Here is a 21,558-nt window from a genome sequence, read left to right on the forward strand (position 1 = left end):
TGTTTTATTATCTTAATTAGTCTCTTTTCTTGGCAGGAAGTATAGCAAGGCCGGGCAGTTCCTTTCCTTCAAGTAGCTGAAGGGCTGCACCACCACCGGTTGATATGAAAGATATGGAATCACTCACACCTGCTTTGTGAACAGCATAATCCGTATCTCCTCCTCCAACAATTGTAAAGGCATAGGAGTCGGCAACAGCATGAGCGAGGGCAAGAGTTCCCCTTGAGAAAGCATCTATCTCAAAAACACCCATTGGTCCGTTCCATAAAATAGTTTTTGCATCATGAAGAGCTTCTGTAAAAAGCTTTACCGACGCAGGACCTATATCGAGCCCCCTCCATCCAGGAGGAATTTCCTGAACAGGAATTATCTTTGCCTCAGCACCGCTTTCCATGCTTTGAGCAATTACCACATCTACGGGCAGATAAAATTTAACCCTATTTTTGCGAAGTTTATCCATAATTCTTATGGCAAAATCTAACATATCGTTCTCTACAAGAGAGTCTCCGACCTCATACCCCATGGCTTTTATAAATGTAAAGGCCATTCCTCCACCTACAATTACCTTGTCTGCCTTGTCTGCAAGATTTTCAAGGACCCCTATTTTACCGCCAACCTTTGCTCCTCCCAGTATTACGACAAAAGGTCTTATAGGAGACTCTACAGCACCCTTTAGATATTCAATCTCTTTTTTAAGGAGAAATCCTGCTGCAGAGGGTAAAAACTTGGGAATTCCTACAATTGATGCATGAGCTCTGTGAGATGCTCCAAAAGCATCGTTTACGTAATAATCTGCCAAGGAAGACAGTTCCTTTGCAAATTTCTCATCGTTCTTCTCTTCTTCAATGTGAAATCGGAGGTTTTCAAGCAGTAAAACATCTCCTTCCTTCATCTTAGATACCATCTGCTCTACCTGCGCACCAATGCAATCGGGCGCAAAGAGCACTTCTTTGTTAAGAAGCCTCTGAAGTCTTCTTGCAACGGGTGCGAGAGAAAACTTAGGGTCTACCTTACCTTTAGGTCTTCCAAGATGGGAGGCAAGAATTACTTTAGCTCCTTCATCAATGGCGTAATTTATTGTTGGAAGAGTAGAACGAATTCGTCTGTCATCAGTTATCATTAAATTTGCATCAAGGGGAACATTAAAATCCGCTCTGATAAAAACTCTTTTTCCTTTAAGAGGCAGGTCTTCTATTGTCATCTTATCAAAGGAGTTATTAAAAGGTGCCATGTTTCCCTCCTTCTTTAGATTTTGCTGCTAATATAAAGGATAAGGTCTCTTACCCTACAACTGTAGCCATACTCATTGTCATACCAGGCAAGAACTTTTGCAAGTTTTCCTTCAATTACTTTAGTGACAAGGGCATCAACAATTGAAGAAAAATCTGAACCGTTGAAATCTATCGATACAAGGGGCTCGTCAGTAACAAGAAGAATTCCCTTTAGCTCCTCTTGAGAGGCTTTTATAAGGACATCATTTATCTCTTTTTCCGTGGTTTCCCTGCTTAATTGAACAACAAGGTCTACAAGGGAAACATTAGGAGTTGGCACTCTAATGGCAAGTCCGTCAAGCTTGCCTTTAAGCTCGGGAAGAACTTTTCCTACGGCTTTTGCTGCACCTGTTGTTGTTGGAATCATAGATAATGCCGCTGCCCTCGCTCGTCTAAGGTCTTTGTGCGGTAGGTCTAAAATTCTCTGGTCATTGGTATAGGAGTGAACAGTGGTTGCAAAACCTCTCTCAATTCCGAAATTTTCATGTATAACCTTTGCTACCGGTGCAAGACAATTGGTCGTGCAGGAAGCATTTGAAATAAGCTTATGTTTTGAAGGGTCAATTAGATGGTGATTGACACCCATTACAACGGTTATGTCTTCCTCTTTTGCTGGCGCTGTAATAATAACCCATTTGGCACCAGCTTCAAGATGTTTTGATGCTCCTGCTCTATCTGTAAATCTTCCTGTAGATTCGACGACAATGTCAATTTTTAGGTCTTCCCATGGAAGCCTTTCAGGAGCAGTCTCAGCAAATACCTGAATTTTTCTTTCATCCACATAAATAGCGTTATCTGAGGCTTTTACATTTGCAGGAAATCTTCCATGAACAGAATCGTATTTTAGAAGATGGGAAAGTGTATATGCATCGGTGAGGTCGTTGATTGCAACGATTTCAATTTCTGGGATGCCATAGCAGGAACGGAAAAAAAGTCTTCCAATTCTACCAAAACCGTTAATGGCAACCTTTACTGACATAATAACCTCCTTTAAAGGTTTTCTCTGAAGCTATTTATAATCATGCCTGTGAGGAGTTTAGGATAGAAGTATGTTGATTTTGGAGGCATTCTAAGTCCTGCAAGGGCAACTCTCTCTATGTCCTCCACATCTGTTGCTCTGAGGAGGAAAAGGGCATCACATTTTCCTTCCCTTATCATTCTTAGACCTCTTTCTATATCAATGTCGTAGCAGACTTCTCTTTTTGGAAAGATTCTCTGCAAAATTACCTCTTCAAGAATTGTAACGTCAAGTTTTCTTAGTTCTTCGGGTAAATGCTCTGGCACAGGGCCTTTGTATCTAAGAATGTAAGCTTTTGAGTTGATGTATAAACCAAAATGACAAGGCCCCATTTGTTCGATAATATCAAGAAGGTCTTCGGAAGGGCTAACCTCAGTAATGTCAAAGAGGTTCTCATTTGCTTTGAGAGCTTCTCTTATTGGCATGGAAGTGCTCACCATTCTGTGTGTAGGTAGAATAAGATATCCATCATCTTCAATATTAGATAGAAACATTAAAACATAGTTCCATGCAGCATCCTTCTGATTGGGATAAAGAGCGGACATCTCTCTTTTAAATTCAAGAGCCACCTCATACCTGTGATGTCCATCGGCAATAAAAATCGGCTTTTCCCTAAAGTCCTCAACTATTGCATTAATATCAGTATCACTGCAAATCCTGTAGAGTTTATGAATATTTCCATTTAAGTCTCTTGCTTGAATAAACGGTGAACTTTGATTTTCAATAATCTGAGAGGTTATTCTTTTTTTTGAGCGATATATGGAAAATATAATTGATGTGTTGGCCATGCATGATTTCATAAGGTTCAATCTGTCTGCTTTTGGTTTTGCATAGGTCTGCTCATGAGGATACACTCCTTTACCAAGTTCCTCAAGCTTAATTAATCCAATTACTCCCCTTAATTTTTTAGCCTTGTTTTTATACGAATACTCGATTTCATAACCATAAAAACAGGGGTGTTTATCTTGAATAAGAATCCCCTCTTTTAGCCAGCTTTCAAGATATTTGCGTGCCAGAGTGTATTTATCCTCTTCTTTTGAGTTTTTTCCGTAATCTATTCGAACTACATTGTAAGGACTTTTTTCATATAGCCTTTCTCTGAGTTCTTCTGAAATTATGTCGTAGGGCGGACACATTACATCATGAGGATTTACCTTCTGTGGATTGTAGAGAATACCTCTGAAGGGTTTAATTATAGCCATAGGTTTTATGATAACATTTAAAAGGGTTGTAGCTCAACAGAATATTTGTGTTATACTCAACCTATGAATTTGATTACTAAAACCATATCTCTGCCCAAGGTAGGCAAAACAAGAATAACCTTTTACAGGGATAAAAGGAGAACCACCAGAGATAAAAGCACTTTTTCTCTTCCCTTTGATGTTCAATTAGGAGATGATACTTTTTTAGGGGAAATTTTATACAGTCCTGAAATGCGAAGCTGTCGAATAATGTGGAGCGAGTATCCAGAGGATAAATCAGTTGCAGAAGAGGTGGAGAGTTTTATAAAAGAATTTCTGTTCGGAACAGTATTAGCAACAACAGAACCCATAGAGCCTGAAGAGGCAGAAGAAATAATGAACTCCCTGACAGAGGCTATTATCTCATACTTAAGATATTCCATCTCTGGTGAAGGGGCAATGGTGATTGAAATTCCCATTATTGGAAGAGAGTCAAAAATGCTAAAAGTAATTGTGAGAAAAAAAGACAGTGGCGATTATTTTATAACCGATGACGGCTTAATTCTAAGAAGTTTTAGACCTCACGAACGAGGACAGAGAGATAGAGTAGTATTCGCAGCAAAAAGATTGGGAATAGAAGTGAGGGAAGAGGAGCTTTACCTTGATTCACCCCCAGAGGATATGGGCAATAATCTGTATAAATTTATTCAGATGATTTCTGCCGTGTATCTTTTCTATCTTTTTTAAAATTGACTTGTTAAGAGACAAAATTTTAACATTCATAATATGAGCAACTCCGAGTTTGTCCATCTGCATCTGCACACAGAATACAGTCTATTAGATGGAGCAATCAGAATTGGTGAGTTAATTCAGCAGGCTAAAGCCTATGGCATGCCTGCGGTAGCAATAACTGACCACGGAAATCTTTTTGGTGCCGTAGAGTTTTTCAAAAAGGCCAAAAAAGCTGGAATAAAGCCAATAATCGGCTGCGAGGTCTATGTTGCTCCCCAAAGCCGTTTTGACAAGGCAAAAATTAATAAAGACCCTGGCATGCCTGAAGAAGCTTCCTTTCACCTTACACTTCTTGTAAAAGATGAAGAAGGCTACAGAAATCTAACCAGACTTGTGACACGCTCATATTTAGAGGGATTTTACTATAAACCACGCATTGATATGGAGCTTCTAAGCCAACACTACAGGGGACTTATTGCTCTTTCAGGATGTATAATGGGAGAGATACCTTACAACATAGTTCACGAAAATTTTGAACGTGCCGAAGCTACGGCAAAGGGTTTAAAAGAGCTGTTCGAGGACAACTTTTATCTTGAACTTCAATCAAACAATTTACCTGAACAAAAAGTTGCAAATAAAGGATTGATTGAAATTTCAAAGAAATATCAGATTCCTATCGTTGCAACCAATGACTGCCATTATCTTCATAAATCTGATGCAAGAGCCCACGAAATACTTCTATGCATACAAACGGGAAAAACTATTAAAGATGAAAAAAGGCTTAAATTTCAGACTGAGGATTTTTACTTTAAATCACCGGAAGAGATGTATTCGGCTTTTTCAGAAATACCAGAAGCATTGGAAAACACTCTTTTTATTGCTGAAAAATGTAACTTCAATCTTACTCTCGATGGATATCGCCTACCAAGATATTCCCTGCCAGAGGGAATTGTTGAAGAACAGTATCTCAAAGAACTCGCTTACAAAGGCCTAAGGGAAAGATTCAAGGGAGAGCCTCCTGAGGAATATAAGGAAAGACTTGAAAATGAACTTAAGGTAATAACAGAAATGGGTTTTTCATCATATTTTCTAATAGTGTGGGATTTCATAAATTATGCAAGAAGCCAAAAAATTCCTGTAGGTCCTGGTAGAGGCTCTGCAGCAGGAAGTCTTGTGGCCTATGCCCTTAAAATTACCGATATTGACCCAATAAAATACGGCCTTCTTTTTGAAAGATTTTTAAATCCCGAGAGAATAAGCATGCCAGATATAGATGTAGATTTCTGTAAAGACCGAAGAGAAGAAGTTATAAAGTATGTTTCTGAAAAATACGGAAAAGAAAGAGTAGCTCATATAATAACCTTTGGAACAATGCAGTCAAGGGCAGTTGTAAGAGATGTCGGCAGAGCCCTTAACATTCCCTATGCAGAGGTAGATAAAATTGCCAAGATGATACCTTTTGCCTGTTCATCGCTTGAACAGGCAATGACACTTGAACCAAGACTAAAGACCCTTTACAGTAAAGACGAGACAGTAAAAGAACTAATCGACATTGCCATTAGGCTGGAGGGGCTCGCAAGGCATGCCTCTCAACATGCCGCAGGAGTTGTCATATCTCCAGAGCCATTAGAAGACATAATGCCGCTTTATAAAAATCCAGGAGATGAAAACATAATAAGTCAGTTTGACATGAAAGCCTTAGAAGATGTTGGACTTTTGAAGTTTGATTTCCTTGGATTGAAAACTCTCACTGTCATTGATGATACGGTTAAATACGCCTCTTTGCAGGGTAAAAATATAGATTTAGAGAACATTCCCCTTGATGACAAAGAAACTTATGAACTTCTATCATCTGGTCAGACAATAGGTGTTTTTCAGCTTGAAAGTAGAGGTATGCGGGAACTTCTTCAGAAGATGCAACCAGAGAGATTTGAAGACCTCATTGCCCTTGTGGCTCTTTACAGACCAGGCCCATTAGGAAGTGGCATGGTAGATGATTTTATAAAACGCAAAAAAGGAATAGTCCCTGTTGAGTATGTGCTTCCTCAACTAAAGGAGATTCTTGATGAGACCTACGGAGTTATTCTCTATCAAGAGCAAGTTATGAGGATTGCAAATAAAATCGCCGGTTTCACAATGGGACAGGCAGATGTATTGAGAAAAGCCATGGGGAAAAAAATTCCCGAACTTATGGCCAGCCTAAAGGAAGAGTTTATAAACGGAGCTCTAAAAAATGGAATTTCCAAGGAAGCTGCTGATTCCCTCTTTAATCTAATGGCAGCTTTCGGTGAGTACGGCTTTAATAAATCTCACTCTGCCGCATACGCATATCTTTCATACGTTACAGCATATTTAAAAGCTCATTTTCCTGTAGAGTTCTTTGCAGCAAACCTCTCAAATGAAATGGGAGACAGCAACAAAATAGTGAAATTTATAAATGAGTGTAAATCTTGGGGAATTGAGATTTTGGGACCGGATATAAATGAATCGCAAAGATTCTTTACCGTAAGCGGAGATTCTATAAGATTTGGCCTTGAGGCAGTAAAGGGTGTTGGTGGTGCTGCTTTAGAGTCTATTCTTAAAGAAAGGCAGAAAGGTAGATTTAACTCAATGGCCGAATTCCTTAAGAGAGTGGATACAAAAAAGGTTAATAAAAAAGTGGTAGAGTCTCTAATCAAAGCGGGAGCTTTTGACTCCCTGTATCCATCAGCGAGAGTTGCCCAGGCAAGAGCATTGGCAATGGACGAATTTTTATCCATAAAAAATAACACGTCGAAAACAGGATTGTTCTCTATTCAGGAGAATGTAGAAGAGTGGGATACAGCAGTACTTCTCAGTGAGGAAAAAGCATCCCTTGGATTTTATCTTTCTGGACATCCTCTAAAACCCATAAGACCAGCGCTTAATAAGAAAAACATATCTACGATTGCCGATATTTTTGAGGCGGCAGAAGAGGATTTTGAAGATGAAGTTGAAAACTCACAAGAGGTAACCATTGCAGGAATTATTGATGAAGTGAAAAGCAAAGCAAAGGAAAAGGGAATTACAGGCTACATAACAATTGAAGATGAAACAGGAAGGTTAGAGGTTGTTATTCATCCAGAGCTTTTCAAGAAATACAGCGAAATTTTAAAAGAGAAAAATACCATATTAATAAAGGGTCTTATTTTTAAGTCAAATGATACCACGAAATTTCTTGCAAGAGATATCGAAGACCTCAATAGAGCAGACTTGAAAATAAAATACGAGATTACCGTTGACTGTTCCGATGAAAAAGAAGCACAGCAGACTCTGAGAGAGATAAGACAGTACTTAACAGACCGAATTAATGGAGAAGGTAGTGTATTCATCCGTTTAAATTTATCAGAACATTATGTTACTATTTTAAGTCCTCTTGAACCATGCATAGATTTTGATGCAAAATTAGAGAAAATTAAAAACTGTAATATGAGGATAATATGACCTACTATCTTGATTTTGAAAAACCAATTCAAGAACTTGAGACAAAAATTGAAGAGCTAAAGAAACTCTCTGACGGAGGTGATATTGATTTAACTCAGGAAATTAAGAGAATAAACAAAAAACTCAAAGACCTCAAAACCGAAATATTCTCAAATTTAACGCCCTGGCAGAAAACGCAACTGGCAAGACATCCAGAAAGACCATATACCCTTGATTATATCTCTATGATGATGGATGATTTCATAGAGCTTCATGGAGACCGAAGATTTGGAGATGACCCTGCAGTTGTTGCAGGAATAGGCAAGATTGACAACTGCTCAGTTATAATCGTTGGACATCAGAAAGGCAGGACAATAAAAGAAAGAATATATCGTAACTTTGGACAGGCCCATCCAGAAGGTTACAGGAAAGCTCTGAGGGTAATGAAAATTGCCGAGAGGTTTAAAATACCCATTGTTACCTTAATAGATACGCCCGGTGCATTTCCAGGAATAGGTGCGGAAGAAAGAGGACAGGCCGAAGCCATAGCAAACAATTTAATGGAAATCTCCCTACTTAAAACACCTATAATAAGCATTGTAATAGGTGAAGGTGGAAGTGGTGGAGCTTTAGCACTGAGCGTATGTGACAGAATTTTCATGCTTGAACACTCAATATACTCGGTCATATCTCCTGAGGGTTGCGCTGCAATACTCTGGAAAAAAAACAGTGACGTTGGCGTGGAAGATTACGCCAGAGCTGCTTCTGAACTGAAACTGACGGCAGAAGACCTTAAAGAGTATGGCATAATTGACGACATAATTCCAGAACCTCTGGGAGGTGCTCACAGAGAACCACAAGAAATGGCAAAACGAATTAAAAATAAAATTTTAACAACAATTAATGAGCTTCAGAAAGTATCTGTTGACGAGCTTATACAGAGAAGATACAAAAAATTTAGGAAAATTGGTAATTTTTGGTAATAATATCTACTTGTAAAGCAAAAAATCTCTGAATTTATCCGGCAAAATCCATTCAACCCCCAATTTATCAGCCCAAATGATAAGTCCTTGGTCTCCGGTAACCAGTGTTCCTTTAAGCTCAAAGGATAGAAATATTAAGTCCACATCCTCTTTACTGTCAATAATTCCTTCTCTGAGTGCTTCTCTGTATTTTTTTCTAACATCCTTTATAGTTTCATCAATTCCCTTTTGAGAAACACTTTTTACAGCATTTTCGGCAACCCTCAATCCTTTGTTTACTCTTGTTCTGATTTCTTCAACTAAGTCATAGAAAAATATTGAAGGACAAACAATTCTGTGTTTATTGGGAGATTTAATTCGTAAAATAGAGTAAAAATCCGAGGGAATTTTTTTTTCATCAATAAAATTTAACAGCTCTTTGAAAACAGAGGAAGGCATGTAGAAATCAAATTTTTTATTCTCTTTTGCAAGCCTGGTGAATTCTTCAATGGCATTTTCAGGACTTTTGCCAAAATATTTTCTTACATCAGGATTTATGAAAACGCTTGTATCGAGAACAATTTTACGTTTACGGGAAAAAAAAGATATCATTTAATCTCACAGCCCCGAAGGTCAACATCAAAACTATTCCATTGATTGCATATACTGCATCTTCCTGACCACTCATCAAAGGAAGAACTACATTCTTTACATATGTAAGTTAAATTCGAAACCTTTGCTTCGGGGCAGAGGGACTTAAATTCTGCCACTGCTTTGGTAACTTGATTTCTTCTAAGATATAGATATCCCTTTATACAATGAAGTTTTGGCGTTGAGCATACAGCAGGGTCAATAGAAGAAAGTGTATCTATTGCATCATCTATCATTTCAAGCCTGTAGTAAAGCCTTCCCAGCAAAAATTTGAGCTCTATGTTTTGTTGTTGTTCATTAATGGCTTTTATGTAGAACTGAATTAAACGCTTTGGGTCTCCCATACTTATTAAAAGGTCTTCCAGTCTGATTAAGAGAAGATTAGACTTTAATTCTCTAAAAGATTTTTGTAAAAATTCTATGGCTTCCTCCATTTCTCCTCTTGCTATCATTACCTCTGCCATTCCTAATTGAGCAGGTATGAAATCTGGATTAGATTTAATTATGCTTTCAAATATCCTTCCTGCCTGTTCCAAGTCTCCAGATTCAAGATTTGTTCTCGCATACTCGTAGCTATATCCTATAAGTCTTCTTTCCTCCTCTGTCTTTTTAAATTCAGGTATGAGTTTTAAAATTTTTTTCTGAAGATTTATGAGGTCACTCCATCTTTCAAGCTTTTCAAGAATTGTTCGCATCTTATAGTGAGCAGTAAGATTGTCTGGTTCGAGATTTGTTATTTGCTCTATATACTTGAGAGCCATTTCATTTTCATTAATTTTTTCCATAACATTCTCTAAAGAAAAAAGCGGAACAATGTTTTTAGGGTCTAACTCATAGGCCTTTCTGTAGTATTTTAATGCTGTTTTATAATCTTCCTCTTTTACTGCTAAGTCTCCAAGCCTTATTATCGCATCAATGTGGTCTGGCTCCTCTTTAAGTATCTCCTGCAACGCCTCTTTAGCTTCAGTAATCTTTTCCCTCATAATAGCATTAAGGGCTTTTGCATAAAATTCTTTTATTTTCTCCTCTCTTTTATGTTTCTTCTGAATCTGCAATCTATTTATAAGATTTGAAGTGTCTCTTATGAAAAATACTATAAAAACAAAAAAAGCACCAAAACTTATTGATAAGAGTACAAGACCTATTTTAGGCATTTCATAGGAAGCGCCAAAGGGAATTTTAAGAACAACGGCTTCTTTATTTTCCATTGCAAAAAGTCCGATAATAGTGAGAAAGAGAAGTATAAGAAAAATTAAAAATTTCGACATAAATACCTCGCAAACTGGCAATTTTTTAATTATACCTTAAAGAAGTATTAAAAATTAATACTAATTGACAAACTGATGCTATTGTATGTTATTTTTATCTATCGACTTTTATTTGGGGCTGTAGCTCAGTTGGGAGAGCGCTTGAATGGCATTCAAGAGGTCGGGGGTTCGACTCCCCTCAGCTCCACCAAGTAAAATCAAGGTTTTTTGAATTTTCAACTATCCCCTCTCCTGCCTGACTGTGATAAAATTGTGATAAATTGTGATATTCAACGAATTAACTGCCTTTTCCTTATGTGCCTTTGATAAGTGGCTGTATTTTAAGGTCATTTTAATGGTTTTGTGTCCTAAAAGTTCCTGAACAGTTTTCAGGTCAACTCCGTTCATTACAAGATGGCTGGCAAAGGTGTGTCTTAAGTCATGAAATCTGAAATCAGTAATTCCTGCTCTCTTGCAGGCTGTCCTGAAGCTTCTTTTAATGTCAGTCAATCTCTTTCCTGTGTCAGGGTTCAAGAATACATAATCAGAGTCAAGCCTTCTGCTTTTAATGAGGTCTCTGAATAAGAACTTAAGAGTATCATTTAGAGGAATGTCTCTTCTCTCTCCGTTTTTGGTCTTCTCAAGGTGGATATAACCATGCTTGAGGTCAATCTGACTCCATGTGATGCCCAGAATTTCTCCCTTTCTCATGCCAGTATTCAAGGCAGTGATAATGATAGGCTTTAAGTGTGGTTCAGCTGCATCAATTAGCTTCTGGCATTCCTCAAGGGATAGGAACCTCAATCTTTGAATTTCTCCTTTAAGGGGTTTTACTCTTTGCACTCTCTTAAGGGCTTCCTCTCCTGTCAATTCCCATTCGTAAGCTTTTCTCAGTGAGTGTTTGATAGTGGCAATAATTCTGTTTACACTGGCTGGAGTTCTGCCTTTCAGGAGGTCTCCCTGAAGGAGTTCAAGGTCTCTGGTGGTAATCTGGTTGACAGGTAGTTTTTTAAACCACTCAGGGATAACTTTGAAGTAATATTTTTTACTCTGGTGAGAAGCCTGCCTCTCTGAAAAAGGTAAATAATGATTCTCAAAGAATTCACAAAAAGAAATCTGATTTTCAACTTCCTTAACAGGATTGTCAAGTTCAAGAAGTGCTCTGGCATAAATCTCTGTGGCTTTTTTTCTATCTGAGGTTTTGGTTGAGAATCTGAATTGTTTTCCATTAACTGCGATAGAAAACCACCAGATATTGCCTCGCTTATACAATCCCATGTTCTGCCTCCTTTCGGCTCAGAACATGGCCTACCTGCTTGTCAATGAACTGGGATAAGGTAGGATAGAAAAAAATCATCAGGCGGGTCAAGACTCCTTGAGTGCTTTTTGGATTTTTCTTTTAATAGTGACAACAATATCGTCAACTTCAGGATTTCTACTCAGTCGGTTCTGAATAAATTGGTCAATGTCTTCTTTTCTGAATCGGATTCTTTTCTGCAGTCTAACGTATGGAATAATTCCCTGTTTGATATAGTGGTAGAGGGTTCTTTTTGTGATTTTGAGAATTTGAGTTACTTCATTTGGAGTAAGTAGTTCCATTTACACTCCCTTAAGTGAAAAGGTTTTATTGCAGGCCTTGCAAACATATCTAAGCCTGCCATTCACTAACTTCCGTGCCATAACAGTTTGACAATGTGGACACTTCCTTAGTTGAGCATTGCTTTTATTAAGCACTGACTTAATCCACTGGTGGCATTCCTGAGCAGAGGCAAACTCTGGCTCAGGTATGCCGTAGTATCTGGCTAAAGCGTTTGCGATAGCAAAGGCTTTTTGGTTCATTTTAAAAACCTCACATGAAAAGTAATAAAAGAAATAAAAATATGAATGCTATTCCAAAAGTCTTTTTCGCTTTCAACTTCGTGGCCACTGGGTCAATGTTCAGTAACTGACAGTATTTCTCCCATGTGAACTCTCGGCATTCCTCTGCTGGCAAACTGCTTCTGTAAATCCAATAACAAAGATACTCTTTCATTTGCCCTCCTCTATTAATTTCTTAGAAAGGTTCTTCAGTCTGTTCCTTTTCTTTTCTCTCTTTTACAGTTAGCCACCCGTCCCAGCTTGAACTTATAGGGATACAATCAAGTTTTATCGAAAATCCCTTTTCCTTTTCTAATAACACTCCAATCTTAGCCCATTTTGCTTTTTCTCCATTTTCAGTTACTGTGCTGTCAACTTTTGCCAAAAGGTCATAAACTTTCATTTTTTATTTCCTCCTTTCATTTGTTTTCTAATATATTTAATGCAGTTCTAATTACATATAGACTACTTTTTTTCATTTTTGTCCCGTTTTTTAAAAAAATTTTAAAAACTACCTTAGTGCAAATTGCTATAAACTTGTTGAAATTGTTTCAACAAGTTTATGAGGCATTTATGAGGCATTTATGAGGCATCATTTTTAAAAAAACAAAAAATACAATTCAAAACATGCGTATTGAGTTCGTTTTCGACTATCTCAACTTGAAAAGTTTTTGAATAGTATTGAAAACAAAAAAAACACAATTTGTGTAGTATTTTGTATTGATTTTCTTTTTCTTTTTTTCTAAAAATGATGAAAAAAACATTACCCATGCGAGTGCAGGCATCACACTCGCATGGGTGGAGTAAGACAACTTTCTGAGCTTTAAAACTCATTAGGTATTTTGTATCTCATTTTGATATATGAGAAAAAAAACATATACAACAACAAGCATCACTAAAGCCGTGATCGCATAATCAAGAGTTACAGAAAGTTCCAAAGCCGTAGCCGCCCTGTCGAGTTCTGCTGTAGCTTCATTTATCCAGTATCTTTTCATTTTTTAACCCTCCTTTCCTTATTTTTTTATAACGGCGGAAATTTCATATATATGCGTCTGCTGTTTCTCATCCCTGCATGTCATCGTAATTTTTTCGCTGTAGAAAGAGTTAGAGCCTTTTTTCAACTGAATTTTCTGAGCATTTTCTTGTTGATCCATTTCGTCTGCGATTTTTCTGAGGAATTCTTCAGAAAGTAGCTTTTTTCTTGCCTTTTCAATGTTTTCTGCTGTTATCGTAGTTTCATAGACATACGAATTCGAGTATATTGGATTGTTGAACTCATACGTGACCGGACATACTATTGAAGTTGACTTTGCCATTCCTACTCCAAGTTGTGCGTTTTTTCCTGTTTCTGCCTGTGCAGTTGCAATTAAAAAAACTACTGCAACTGCTGCGACTGCGGTTAAAATTTTCTTTTTCATAGTTTTACCTCCTTTTTGGTTTCTAATATATATAATGCAAATTATTCTGTTTCTAAATTAGCATCGTAAGTTTTTATCGTTTCGTTTTCATTTTTGCAAAACATTTTTATGTTTTTTACTGAACTTTGTTGAAACTCAGGCAAAAGAAAAACGATATTAAATAATCTCTTTCTAAATTCTATAGAGTTAAATTTTTCGTTTGCTTCATCTACGTTCCTAAAAAAAAGAACCGTGGAATATGTTGAATCTTCGCATAACAGTACACATACCACCCTGTTTGTATTTTTATATAGACTTATGATAGCTAACAAAACTACTACTAAGATTGTTACGATTAAAATTGTTCTTTTTCTCATCTTTATCCCCCTTTTTTTAATCTATATTTACTCAATTTTTTTTCTGTTCATCATTTTTAGAAAACCTGAAAATGTCATTTACTTCAAAACTATTGTATTTTGTTGTCATCTTTGAAAAAACAAGCGATGACATTGCTGCGGGATAAGAGAGCATCTTGATAAAAAAATGCAAATCTGGAAGGCTTGCAAACTCTGAAGGCATAATGAGCCGTTTGATTTTTTCCGTTTTTGAAATTGAAAAGCCATCCCTCATGTCGTGCGGTCCCATACTGAGATTTTGAGTGTTCTCCAAAATTTCAACATCTCCGAACACTTTGGACATGTATTCACAACTATTTGGATCGTTCAATGCAAAACTCACGATTGTGTTGCAGTTGTTTGTGATCGTGTAGGTAGTCTCTCTTGAATATAGTTTCTGTAGCTGTGATATATCTTGTGTAGCTATCCAAACTGATGCTCCCTTGGACCTACCTTGCTCTAAGGTTCTGACTACAGAAGGCAACCTTTGAAGTGCTGCAAACTCGTCAAGAATGAAAAAAACACGTCTGTCTTGCGATTCAGTCATTGACAATAAATGTTTTAAAGCAATATCGATAAACAAGCTAAGGGCTGGCTTTAAAGTGTCTCTCAGATTTGCATAATTTGTGATGAAAATAAAACCTGGCTGGTCATTTTCAAGCCATTTTTTGATTGAAAATTCACTACTTAAATGAGTCATATATTGAAAACAGTTTGTATACTGACGCATGGTTGAAAGCACATCTGAAGCCACTTTTGAACCTTGTTCATAGCCCTGGAGGTAGCCTTGAGCCCTTTTAGCCGCTTCAATTCCGCTTGCTACTGCCTGCTGCATGAGTTGAATCATCTCAGGTTCTGTTTTTGTGACATGTTCCCATATAGCTTGATTTGATTCATTTCCTGTGACTTTCAAAAAATACAAAATACTTGAAAAAACGTCTCTCGCCGCATCAACCCAAAATTTGTCGTTTTGGAAGGACTCGGGTATCATTGATGTAGCAATAGAATCAACATCAGGCTGCATTTCAATTTCAGAAAAGAGGCACCAATTGACACTACGGCGGTCAAGCGGATTAAAAATTATATCAGTTGCTGGATCGTAAAAATATGAAAGATAGTCTCCTTTAAAATCGTGGATGATTGCCTTGGCTCCTCTTTCTCTCAACACTTCTAACACTTGATTGAGCAATGTAGTTTTGCCCGTCCCGGGTCTGCCTGTGATTAGGAAATGTCTTGTCTCTGCCCATGGAGGACTACTATTTTTCCTATGTTCAGTAGTGAGTTTTTGGCAATTCGAGCAAGTTCAATGTCGTTGTGCAAAATCTCATTTGCGACCATTTCATTGAGCTGCACTTCATGAATCATCAAACTGCCTCGGCTGTATTGCTGCTCGTCAATCTGTTGTGTAGCTTCTTCTGACATTCTTGATATACGTCTATATGTGTATATCAAAATTGGAATCGTGAGCAAAAATAAGTATATGTAGTTCGAAAAAAGATATCCAAAAAAACCTTTGCTACTGAAAAAGTGAAAAACAAAAGCAAAAAGCAGAATAAACAGTTGCTGCATCCACAAGCTCGTTATAACCGTTTGTTTGACGCGGTTAACCTCAAGCCTAAACTCAGTAGAAAGTTTTTCAAAGCCTCTATATTTGTGCATGCATTACCTCCCAAAAATAGACTCGTAAAAAGGAAGCAGAGGAAGCGGTAACGCAAACAAACCCAAGATAATTCGTCTTGAAACTTTCTTGAATACACTTTCATTTTGCTGCTCTATGTAGTTGTTTTCTTTTTCATATATGTCTTTCATGAGTGCATCATATTGAATTTGGTACATTTCAGAACGTCGGGGATCCTTAAACTTGTCTGCTGCTACATACTTTTGGAAATAGGCATATGCATATATATGCTCTAAACATGATTTATCGACGGGAATATGTCTATCAAATAACGGTACCCGTAGAAGAAACTTTTTGTCATCAGAAGAAAAAGCTTTTTCATGACAAATTGAATATTGTGTGTCTTTTATGATTACTCCACCTGCAAGATATGAAAAAATCAGTACTCCCACGACAAAGAAAAATAGAAATCTTTTTTTCGTCTCGGTCGCAAACGTAAGAAAAACCGTAATGGCAAAAAGAATTGAAGCCAAAAACTCGTAAACCACTATACCAAACTGCCTTAAAAACACTATTATTTTCCTCATTTTCAGCCTCCTTTTTAAATTTAAAACTCTCTTTCAAAAAGGTAATCTGTTCTTTTCATCTTTTCGATATCATTGCTTGGGGGGTCAAGATATTCAATAGTTTTCACGTATTCATACAGTTTCTGAAAGTCATTTTTGGGGTCACAAAAGAAATACAGTATAGCTCTTTTCGTCTCGTCGTTGGTGTTGAATAAAAGTTTTTCAGTGTTAAAATGTCGATATTTCTTCTGCAAGATTTGAATTATCTGGTTAAAACTATTCATTTTTGGGTATTTTTCTAGCTTGATTTTTTCTTTCCATTCCGGTACATCTCTGTCACAGATGAAAACTACTTTTTTCTCCTCTTCAACTATTTTCTCTATTTCCAGTTTTTTCTTGTGTTTTTCAAATGCGTATTTCATTGCTTTTTCTCTGCTTTCATCTGTAGCTTGATTTTTTTGCAACAGTGCAAGATGTGTTTCAAAATCGTTGTCGTTGTGAAAAACTGAAAAAAGAAGCAAAACGGTGATAAAAGCGACTACAATCAGAGCTATCACTATGAGTGTTTTTCTTGAAAAACTGGAAAAAAGCCAAAAAAGATTGTTCAAGTGTTTTTTCAATTGCTGTATTGCTCTTTCTCTTCTTTCTTTTTTTCTTTTCTTTTTTTCTATTTTTTCTATATCTTTACTCATCTTGTTCCTCTCCTTTTTGTTTTTTTTGTATCTTTTTCGTGTATCGTCTCAAGCTTTCAAGTTCTTTCTGGAGTTCAAGCGTGTGTTCTTCTATTTCATTGAGCTGAAAAAGCATAGCGTCTATCAGTGTGATTGTGTCGTCAAGTCTGTTTCTCACTTCCAGGAGTAACTCCCTATCACTGCTTTCAAGTGTTTTGTATCGTTTGATGATTTCATCAATTACCATCATCTACCTCCTTTTAAATCCCGTATTTTTCTTTCAGTTTTTCATAGATTTCTTTCATTTTTCCGTCTGCGTTTCCTGCTGCGATTTCCCTCTCCACCTCCTTGCCGAATTCTGCGTAGAAATCCCTTTCTGTCTCCCTCAGAACCCTCTCCAATTGCTTCATTTTTTCCTTGATGCTTTTGACGTTTTTTTTCATACTACCTCCTGTATTTTCTCGGTTTCATGTTTCATGAAATTTTCAGAATCAAAAAAGTATGCGATACAAAAAAAACTGTGCATAAAATCAAAATTTTTTTGCAGAAATTTTTGGATTTCAACATCGTTCTTTTCTGCTGCAAGTTCGTGTATGCGTTTTTTCAACTGATTCTCTTTTTCTGTGATACTGCTATCCGCTGCAATTTCTTTCGCTATCCCTTCCACTTCCCTCAAAAACTCCTCGATTTTTTTCTCCATTTTTGCCCTCCTTTTTGTTTTTTTTAAGTGCTCTCATGAGCACCTCTATATTTATTAATGCAACTTATTCATTCAGAATTTTCTGCAAAATTTGCTTTGCAACTTTTTCAAAATTTTCATGCTTCTTTTTGTCAAAAAAGAATTCATTTGACAAAGCAAGAAGACACTCAATTACTGCTGCTGTGTTTTGCTTCATCATAAATAGAATTACCTCCTCAGAAAGTGTTGAATTTTGCGGTTTTGCTGGCTGTGGTTCTGAGAGGCTTTCAATCTTCTGGATGAGCTTGTTTAACAATTGTGTGTCTTTCATTTCTTGCTTGATTGAGTTTTGCAAAAGTTCTGCCGCAAACTTTGACAAACTTTTACCTTGTGATTTGCTTAATTTTTCAAGTAAGTCATAAAGTTCATCTGTTACTCTTGCTCTGATTACTTGCGACATATTTATTACCCCCTTTTTTATTAATTACCTACTTATAAATAATGCAGTTTCAGGGTGTAGACAAATGGCTACATTTTGACTGAAAGAAGTTGTCTACATATCTAAAAGCTTGCTAATTCTAATCAAATCAGGGATTAAAAATAAGGAATGTAGACAAAGACATTTAATACTATCAAGGCTTTTTGCACCAGGGCGGTGCGTGGTGTATGCCATTAGAAGCGGGCGAGAGGAACTGCATTAATACATACATGAGGATATAACATTTTTAGGGGGTAAAATATGGTAACTTTAACAGTTGTAAATGATAGCAAATATTACACTCACTTAAAAGAGGATTCTCATGGTCTTGAATACTACTCAGAAAAGGATTCAGTTAAAGGATTCTGGCAAGGTGAACTTGCTAAGAGAGAGGGCTTAGAGGGTAAGGAAGTAACTGAGCAGGATATGGAAAAAATCAAGGGACTTTCTAACAGTGAAAGGTTGGGTCTGGATGTAACTTATTCTGCATCAAAATCCGTATCACTTGCATATAGCTTAATCGGTGATGAAAGAATCAAAGAAGCACATGAGAAAGCAGTTATGAAAGCAAATGAATATCTTGAAAAAAATCTCGCTTGGACAAGGCAAGGTCAGGGTGGGAAAGAGGATGTTCAGGCAAGTGGGGTAGCAATAGCAAACTTCACTCATTTCACGAGTCGTGAACATGACCCTCAACTTCATACTCATTCGGTGGTATTGAACTCAGTAATCCGTAGTAGTGATGGAAAGATAACTGCACTTGAACCACGTGTGATTTTTGAACATCAGAAAGCACTGGATCAGATATACAAAAATGAGCTTGCGAGGAATCTGCAGGAACTGGGATACAAAATTGAAATGATAGATAGGAATGGCAATTTTGAAATTGTAGGATTCAGTCAAGAGGTATTAGACAAATTTTCAGAAAGAAGAGAGCAAGTTGAACAAACTTTGAAAGAGTTAAAAGAGAATGGAAAATTTCAGGGGTTAAATGAGAATGAATTAAGGGATATAGCAAGAATAGACTCAAGACAATCAAAGGAATTTCTTTCAAAAGAGGAACTAAATCAAATTTGGGATGAGAAACTCTCTGAACTTGGCATAACAAGAGAGCAAATAAAAGAGAGTGTAGAAAGTGCAAGACAAGACATAAAAGAACTCTCAGAGAAAAAGCAGTTTGAAGCTACAAAGGACTATGTTAGACAATCGTATTCAATCATACATGAAAATGAATCTGCATTCACTAAAACAAAACTCTTTGAAATTGCACTCAGGCAATCAATGAATGATGCGGTAAAAGGTCAAAAAGTAATGACTGTTTCAGATATAGAAAAAGCATTCAATCAGTTGCAAAAAGAAAGAGAAATAATACAGGTCAAAGGCACTGAATATTTCACAACTCAAGACATGCAAAAGATAGAGAAAAGTGTAATAGATTTCGTGAGGAAGACAAATGGAACTGAGAAGGAATTTGTTTCAAACAAAGAAGTGATAGACAAAGCAATTAAGGACTATGAAACTCAGAAGGGTTTTCAAATGACTGAGGATCAGAAAAAAGCAGTATATCATATAGCAATGTCAAAGGATAAGGTAATAGGCATTCAAGGCGATGCTGGCGTGGGGAAGACAACTTCTTTTGAGTGCATCAAACCTCTCCTAGAAAAAGAAGGTTTTGTAGTTCGTGGACTTGCACCAACTGGCAAGGCTGCGGAAGAGTTGTCTAAGGTTGGAATAAACTCTCAAACCGTGGATAGCTTTCTCATGCAGTTTGAAAAGACTCAGATAGTGAAAGACATAGAGAAGTATCGTCAAGAGTATGAAAAACTCAATCAAAAGTTTGAGAATCGGTCTTGGTCTGCACCACCAAGTTTGTTCGATAAGTCTGAAACATGGCAATCTCAGATAAAGAACTATATAGTCAATGACATAAAACAAACTTTCGGGCTAAAAACAGAACAGAAAGGTGGGTGGGGGTATGAATACAAAGACAAGGTATATGTGATTGAGAAGGATGGCTGGAAAGGACAAATGATAGTTGAGTATGGACAAAGGTTTCAGACATATAGAGAGGTAAATGTATATCTCAAGGATGTTCAGTCTGGAAAAATAAGCCATACAAGATTTGTTCCTGTAGGTGCTGGCATAAGCATAAAAGAGCATCAGAAGGAATATCAATCTCCTGAACGGGTCATTCAACATGGCAAAGAAGTCTGGATAGTTGACGAGGCATCAATGCTGGGTTCAAAAAAAATGTCTGAACTAATGAAAACTGCAAAGGAAGCTGGGGCAAGGGTAGTGGTGGCGGGGGATACAAAACAGATGCAGTCTGTGGCTCAAGGTAAGATATTTGAGGAAATGCAAAAAAGAGGTATGAATACAATAGAAATGACCCAGAAAGTAAGGCAAACTGAGGAAAGATACAAAGAAGTGGTAAAAGAATTCAGTGAAAAAAGATTTCAGGAAGCAATTGAAAGGCTTGATAGCTCTGGAAAAGTGCATGAGGTTCAAAATAAACAGGATAGGATAGAGGCAATCAAACAGGAATATTTCAAAAGTGACTACAAAAAAACTCATATAGTATCGGCTACAAACAGGGAAAAGAATGAGCTAAATGCGGTCATTCGAGATGAATTGAAGAATCAAGGCAAAGTAAACAAAGAGGGGTATGTTTTCACTGTGAAAGAAAGCAAAAATCTCAGTGCAGAGGAAAAGAGGTATGCTTTTTCATACCAAATAGGCGATTCAGTGCATATAGCAAGGCAAGACATGAAAGAAATGGGTATATCTTCAAAAGTGAATGAGTTTCAGGTCAAAGGCATAAATAGCAAAGAAAACACAATAACAATAAGCAATGGCAAAAATGATTTTCGGGTCAATCTAAAAGATTGGGGCGATAAGCTTTCAGTGTATTCTCAAAAGCAAATAGAAATTTCTAAGGGCGATAAAGTCATGACTCTCAAGAATGACAAAAAATTCGGGGTCAAAAATGGTGAAATGTGGGAAGTGAAATCAGTTGACAAAGATGGAAATATCACAATCAAGAATAACAACAAGGAAAAGAGTTTCAACATCAAGAGCTACAACTACATAGATCATGGCTATGCCTCAACCGTGCACAAAAGTCAGGGTATGACAACGAAAAAAGTGATATATTCCGTATCAGAAAAGACAAACTATAATGAAATGTATACTGCAATGACAAGAGGAAAAGAGGGATATAGCATCTACACTGCAAATAAACAAGAAATGTATAAAAGCATGCAAAGAGAACAAGAGAAAACAAGCTCACTGGAAAGGGAATCAAAGACTCAAACAGAACACTCTCGTTCAGCTGCAGCAGCTGAACAATCCCACTCCCTCGGACGGGGGCGATAGGGTGACACTTGGGGAAGTA

The 21,558-nt window shown here is 37.0% G+C and carries 25 protein-coding genes and 1 tRNA gene; 5 read left to right on the forward strand and 21 right to left on the reverse strand.

The genetic code is table 11. From position 1 onward, the window contains the following. Positions 1-16: 16 nt before the first annotated feature. From ACZ430_RS04370 to ACZ430_RS04380, 3 genes are read right to left on the reverse strand one after another with little or no spacing between them, the layout of a single operon-like run. A complete protein-coding gene (locus ACZ430_RS04370; RefSeq protein ID WP_339945386.1) occupies positions 17-1,231 on the reverse strand; it encodes a phosphoglycerate kinase in 1,215 nt (404 codons plus the stop codon). Between the two features lie 14 nt (positions 1,232-1,245). Continuing rightward, complete coding sequence (gap, locus tag ACZ430_RS04375) at positions 1,246-2,250, reverse strand: type I glyceraldehyde-3-phosphate dehydrogenase (RefSeq protein ID WP_297212555.1); 1,005 nt, start codon at positions 2,248-2,250, stop codon at positions 1,246-1,248. 11 nt (positions 2,251-2,261) lie between these two features. Further along, positions 2,262-3,491, reverse strand: a complete 1,230-nt coding sequence (locus ACZ430_RS04380; protein WP_297212558.1) for a DUF1015 domain-containing protein — start codon at positions 3,489-3,491, stop codon at positions 2,262-2,264. 63 nt (positions 3,492-3,554) lie between these two features. On the opposite strand from ACZ430_RS04380, the gene ACZ430_RS04385 reads away from it, so the two are divergent. From ACZ430_RS04385 to ACZ430_RS04395, 3 genes are read left to right on the forward strand one after another with little or no spacing between them, the layout of a single operon-like run. Next, positions 3,555-4,217 carry a DUF1828 domain-containing protein gene (locus tag ACZ430_RS04385; RefSeq protein ID WP_297212561.1) on the forward strand — a complete coding sequence of 221 codons (663 nt, stop codon included), beginning with the start codon at positions 3,555-3,557 and terminating at the stop codon, positions 4,215-4,217. Between the two features lie 39 nt (positions 4,218-4,256). After that, positions 4,257-7,664, forward strand: a complete 3,408-nt coding sequence (locus tag ACZ430_RS04390) for a DNA polymerase III subunit alpha (RefSeq protein ID WP_297212564.1) — start codon at positions 4,257-4,259, stop codon at positions 7,662-7,664. Then, entirely contained in the window at positions 7,661-8,626 is a 966-nt protein-coding gene (locus ACZ430_RS04395) for an acetyl-CoA carboxylase carboxyltransferase subunit alpha (protein WP_297212566.1), read from the forward strand. The genes ACZ430_RS04390 and ACZ430_RS04395 overlap by 4 nt, the downstream gene beginning before the upstream one ends. A 6-nt stretch (positions 8,627-8,632) precedes the next feature. Here ACZ430_RS04395 and ACZ430_RS04400 read toward each other — a convergent pair whose 3' ends face one another. Then, the gene (locus ACZ430_RS04400; RefSeq protein ID WP_297212569.1) at positions 8,633-9,217 is read right to left on the reverse strand and encodes an RNA ligase partner protein; all 585 of its coding nucleotides are present in this window, start codon (positions 9,215-9,217) and stop codon (positions 8,633-8,635) included. After that, on the reverse strand, positions 9,214-10,524 hold the full coding sequence (locus ACZ430_RS04405; RefSeq protein ID WP_297212571.1) for a tetratricopeptide repeat protein: 1,311 nt from the start codon (positions 10,522-10,524) through the stop codon (positions 9,214-9,216). Before ACZ430_RS04405 ends, ACZ430_RS04400 begins: the two co-directional genes overlap by 4 nt. Before the next feature lie 114 nt (positions 10,525-10,638). Between ACZ430_RS04405 and ACZ430_RS04410 the strand changes: the two genes are divergently transcribed. Then, positions 10,639-10,714, forward strand: a tRNA-Ala gene (locus ACZ430_RS04410). A gap of 29 nt (positions 10,715-10,743) precedes the next feature. Here ACZ430_RS04410 and ACZ430_RS04415 read toward each other — a convergent pair. The 16 genes from ACZ430_RS04415 to ACZ430_RS04490 form a co-directional block, all read right to left on the reverse strand. After that, the gene (locus ACZ430_RS04415; RefSeq protein ID WP_297212574.1) at positions 10,744-11,781 is read right to left on the reverse strand and encodes a site-specific integrase; all 1,038 of its coding nucleotides are present in this window, start codon (positions 11,779-11,781) and stop codon (positions 10,744-10,746) included. An 87-nt stretch (positions 11,782-11,868) separates the two neighbouring features. Next, positions 11,869-12,102, reverse strand: a complete 234-nt coding sequence (locus ACZ430_RS04420) for a helix-turn-helix domain-containing protein (protein WP_012545071.1) — start codon at positions 12,100-12,102, stop codon at positions 11,869-11,871. Continuing rightward, entirely contained in the window at positions 12,103-12,342 is a 240-nt protein-coding gene (locus ACZ430_RS04425; RefSeq protein WP_297212579.1) for a hypothetical protein, read from the reverse strand. It abuts the gene before it with no gap. Positions 12,343-12,352: 10 nt separating this feature from the next. Next, complete coding sequence (locus tag ACZ430_RS04430; protein ID WP_297212582.1) at positions 12,353-12,535, reverse strand: hypothetical protein; 183 nt, start codon at positions 12,533-12,535, stop codon at positions 12,353-12,355. A gap of 21 nt (positions 12,536-12,556) precedes the next feature. Next, entirely contained in the window at positions 12,557-12,763 is a 207-nt protein-coding gene (locus ACZ430_RS04435) for a hypothetical protein (RefSeq protein WP_297212585.1), read from the reverse strand. Positions 12,764-13,193: 430 nt separating this feature from the next. Then, entirely contained in the window at positions 13,194-13,355 is a 162-nt protein-coding gene (locus tag ACZ430_RS04440; RefSeq protein WP_297212588.1) for a hypothetical protein, read from the reverse strand. Between the two features lie 18 nt (positions 13,356-13,373). Further along, the gene (locus ACZ430_RS04445) at positions 13,374-13,778 is read right to left on the reverse strand and encodes a hypothetical protein (protein ID WP_297212591.1); all 405 of its coding nucleotides are present in this window, start codon (positions 13,776-13,778) and stop codon (positions 13,374-13,376) included. 41 nt (positions 13,779-13,819) lie between these two features. Then, the gene (locus ACZ430_RS04450; RefSeq protein WP_297212594.1) at positions 13,820-14,134 is read right to left on the reverse strand and encodes a hypothetical protein; all 315 of its coding nucleotides are present in this window, start codon (positions 14,132-14,134) and stop codon (positions 13,820-13,822) included. Between the two features lie 31 nt (positions 14,135-14,165). Next, positions 14,166-15,374: a type IV secretion system DNA-binding domain-containing protein gene (locus tag ACZ430_RS04455; protein ID WP_366934812.1), complete on the reverse strand. Its 1,209-nt coding sequence runs from the start codon at positions 15,372-15,374 to the stop codon at positions 14,166-14,168. After that, positions 15,374-15,811, reverse strand: a complete 438-nt coding sequence (locus ACZ430_RS04460; protein WP_297212600.1) for a hypothetical protein — start codon at positions 15,809-15,811, stop codon at positions 15,374-15,376. The genes ACZ430_RS04455 and ACZ430_RS04460 overlap by 1 nt, the downstream gene beginning before the upstream one ends. Before the next feature lie 3 nt (positions 15,812-15,814). Further along, complete coding sequence (locus ACZ430_RS04465; RefSeq protein ID WP_297212604.1) at positions 15,815-16,357, reverse strand: hypothetical protein; 543 nt, start codon at positions 16,355-16,357, stop codon at positions 15,815-15,817. Between the two features lie 20 nt (positions 16,358-16,377). Beyond that, positions 16,378-17,028, reverse strand: a complete 651-nt coding sequence (locus ACZ430_RS04470) for a hypothetical protein (RefSeq protein WP_297212607.1) — start codon at positions 17,026-17,028, stop codon at positions 16,378-16,380. Then, positions 17,021-17,254 carry a hypothetical protein gene (locus ACZ430_RS04475; protein ID WP_297212610.1) on the reverse strand — a complete coding sequence of 78 codons (234 nt, stop codon included), beginning with the start codon at positions 17,252-17,254 and terminating at the stop codon, positions 17,021-17,023. Before ACZ430_RS04475 ends, ACZ430_RS04470 begins: the two co-directional genes overlap by 8 nt. A 13-nt stretch (positions 17,255-17,267) precedes the next feature. Next, positions 17,268-17,450 (reverse strand): hypothetical protein, encoded by a 183-nt coding sequence (locus tag ACZ430_RS04480; protein WP_297212613.1) that lies wholly within the window; start codon positions 17,448-17,450, stop codon positions 17,268-17,270. Continuing rightward, a complete protein-coding gene (locus ACZ430_RS04485) occupies positions 17,447-17,707 on the reverse strand; it encodes a hypothetical protein (protein ID WP_297212616.1) in 261 nt (86 codons plus the stop codon). The genes ACZ430_RS04480 and ACZ430_RS04485 overlap by 4 nt, the downstream gene beginning before the upstream one ends. Positions 17,708-17,771: 64 nt before the next feature. After that, a complete protein-coding gene (locus ACZ430_RS04490; RefSeq protein WP_464910727.1) occupies positions 17,772-18,146 on the reverse strand; it encodes a hypothetical protein in 375 nt (124 codons plus the stop codon). A gap of 279 nt (positions 18,147-18,425) precedes the next feature. Between ACZ430_RS04490 and mobF the strand changes: the two genes are divergently transcribed. Then, on the forward strand, positions 18,426-21,539 hold the full coding sequence (gene mobF / locus ACZ430_RS04495; RefSeq protein WP_297212624.1) for a MobF family relaxase: 3,114 nt from the start codon (positions 18,426-18,428) through the stop codon (positions 21,537-21,539). Positions 21,540-21,558: the final 19 nt, after the last annotated feature.

It is taken from the genome of Thermodesulfovibrio sp. TK500a (assembly GCF_055381765.1).

Excerpts from the sequence above, each read along its gene's own strand:
- ACZ430_RS04480 (WP_297212613.1), bottom strand. The coding sequence starts at position 17,450 with ATGAAAAAAAACGTCAAAAGCATCAAGGAAAAAATGAAGCAATTGGAG.
- gap (WP_297212555.1), bottom strand. The coding sequence starts at position 2,250 with ATGTCAGTAAAGGTTGCCATTAACGGTTTTGGTAGAATTGGAAGACTT.
- ACZ430_RS04435 (WP_297212585.1), bottom strand. The coding sequence starts at position 12,763 with ATGAAAGTTTATGACCTTTTGGCAAAAGTTGACAGCACAGTAACTGAA.
- ACZ430_RS04405 (WP_297212571.1), bottom strand. The coding sequence starts at position 10,524 with ATGTCGAAATTTTTAATTTTTCTTATACTTCTCTTTCTCACTATTATC.
- ACZ430_RS04460 (WP_297212600.1), bottom strand. The coding sequence starts at position 15,811 with ATGCACAAATATAGAGGCTTTGAAAAACTTTCTACTGAGTTTAGGCTT.
- ACZ430_RS04415 (WP_297212574.1), bottom strand. The coding sequence starts at position 11,781 with ATGGGATTGTATAAGCGAGGCAATATCTGGTGGTTTTCTATCGCAGTT.
- ACZ430_RS04420 (WP_012545071.1), bottom strand. The coding sequence starts at position 12,102 with ATGGAACTACTTACTCCAAATGAAGTAACTCAAATTCTCAAAATCACA.
- ACZ430_RS04465 (WP_297212604.1), bottom strand. The coding sequence starts at position 16,357 with ATGAGGAAAATAATAGTGTTTTTAAGGCAGTTTGGTATAGTGGTTTAC.
- ACZ430_RS04430 (WP_297212582.1), bottom strand. The coding sequence starts at position 12,535 with ATGAAAGAGTATCTTTGTTATTGGATTTACAGAAGCAGTTTGCCAGCA.
- ACZ430_RS04445 (WP_297212591.1), bottom strand. The coding sequence starts at position 13,778 with ATGAAAAAGAAAATTTTAACCGCAGTCGCAGCAGTTGCAGTAGTTTTT.
- ACZ430_RS04485 (WP_297212616.1), bottom strand. The coding sequence starts at position 17,707 with ATGGAGAAAAAAATCGAGGAGTTTTTGAGGGAAGTGGAAGGGATAGCG.
- ACZ430_RS04470 (WP_297212607.1), bottom strand. The coding sequence starts at position 17,028 with ATGAGTAAAGATATAGAAAAAATAGAAAAAAAGAAAAGAAAAAAAGAA.
- ACZ430_RS04370 (WP_339945386.1), bottom strand. The coding sequence starts at position 1,231 with ATGGCACCTTTTAATAACTCCTTTGATAAGATGACAATAGAAGACCTG.
- ACZ430_RS04425 (WP_297212579.1), bottom strand. The coding sequence starts at position 12,342 with ATGAACCAAAAAGCCTTTGCTATCGCAAACGCTTTAGCCAGATACTAC.
- ACZ430_RS04385 (WP_297212561.1), top strand. The coding sequence starts at position 3,555 with ATGAATTTGATTACTAAAACCATATCTCTGCCCAAGGTAGGCAAAACA.
- ACZ430_RS04390 (WP_297212564.1), top strand. The coding sequence starts at position 4,257 with ATGAGCAACTCCGAGTTTGTCCATCTGCATCTGCACACAGAATACAGT.
- ACZ430_RS04490 (WP_464910727.1), bottom strand. The coding sequence starts at position 18,146 with ATGTCGCAAGTAATCAGAGCAAGAGTAACAGATGAACTTTATGACTTA.
- ACZ430_RS04450 (WP_297212594.1), bottom strand. The coding sequence starts at position 14,134 with ATGAGAAAAAGAACAATTTTAATCGTAACAATCTTAGTAGTAGTTTTG.
- mobF (WP_297212624.1), top strand. The coding sequence starts at position 18,426 with ATGGTAACTTTAACAGTTGTAAATGATAGCAAATATTACACTCACTTA.
- ACZ430_RS04400 (WP_297212569.1), bottom strand. The coding sequence starts at position 9,217 with ATGATATCTTTTTTTTCCCGTAAACGTAAAATTGTTCTCGATACAAGC.
- ACZ430_RS04395 (WP_297212566.1), top strand. The coding sequence starts at position 7,661 with ATGACCTACTATCTTGATTTTGAAAAACCAATTCAAGAACTTGAGACA.
- ACZ430_RS04440 (WP_297212588.1), bottom strand. The coding sequence starts at position 13,355 with ATGAAAAGATACTGGATAAATGAAGCTACAGCAGAACTCGACAGGGCG.
- ACZ430_RS04380 (WP_297212558.1), bottom strand. The coding sequence starts at position 3,491 with ATGGCTATAATTAAACCCTTCAGAGGTATTCTCTACAATCCACAGAAG.
- ACZ430_RS04475 (WP_297212610.1), bottom strand. The coding sequence starts at position 17,254 with ATGGTAATTGATGAAATCATCAAACGATACAAAACACTTGAAAGCAGT.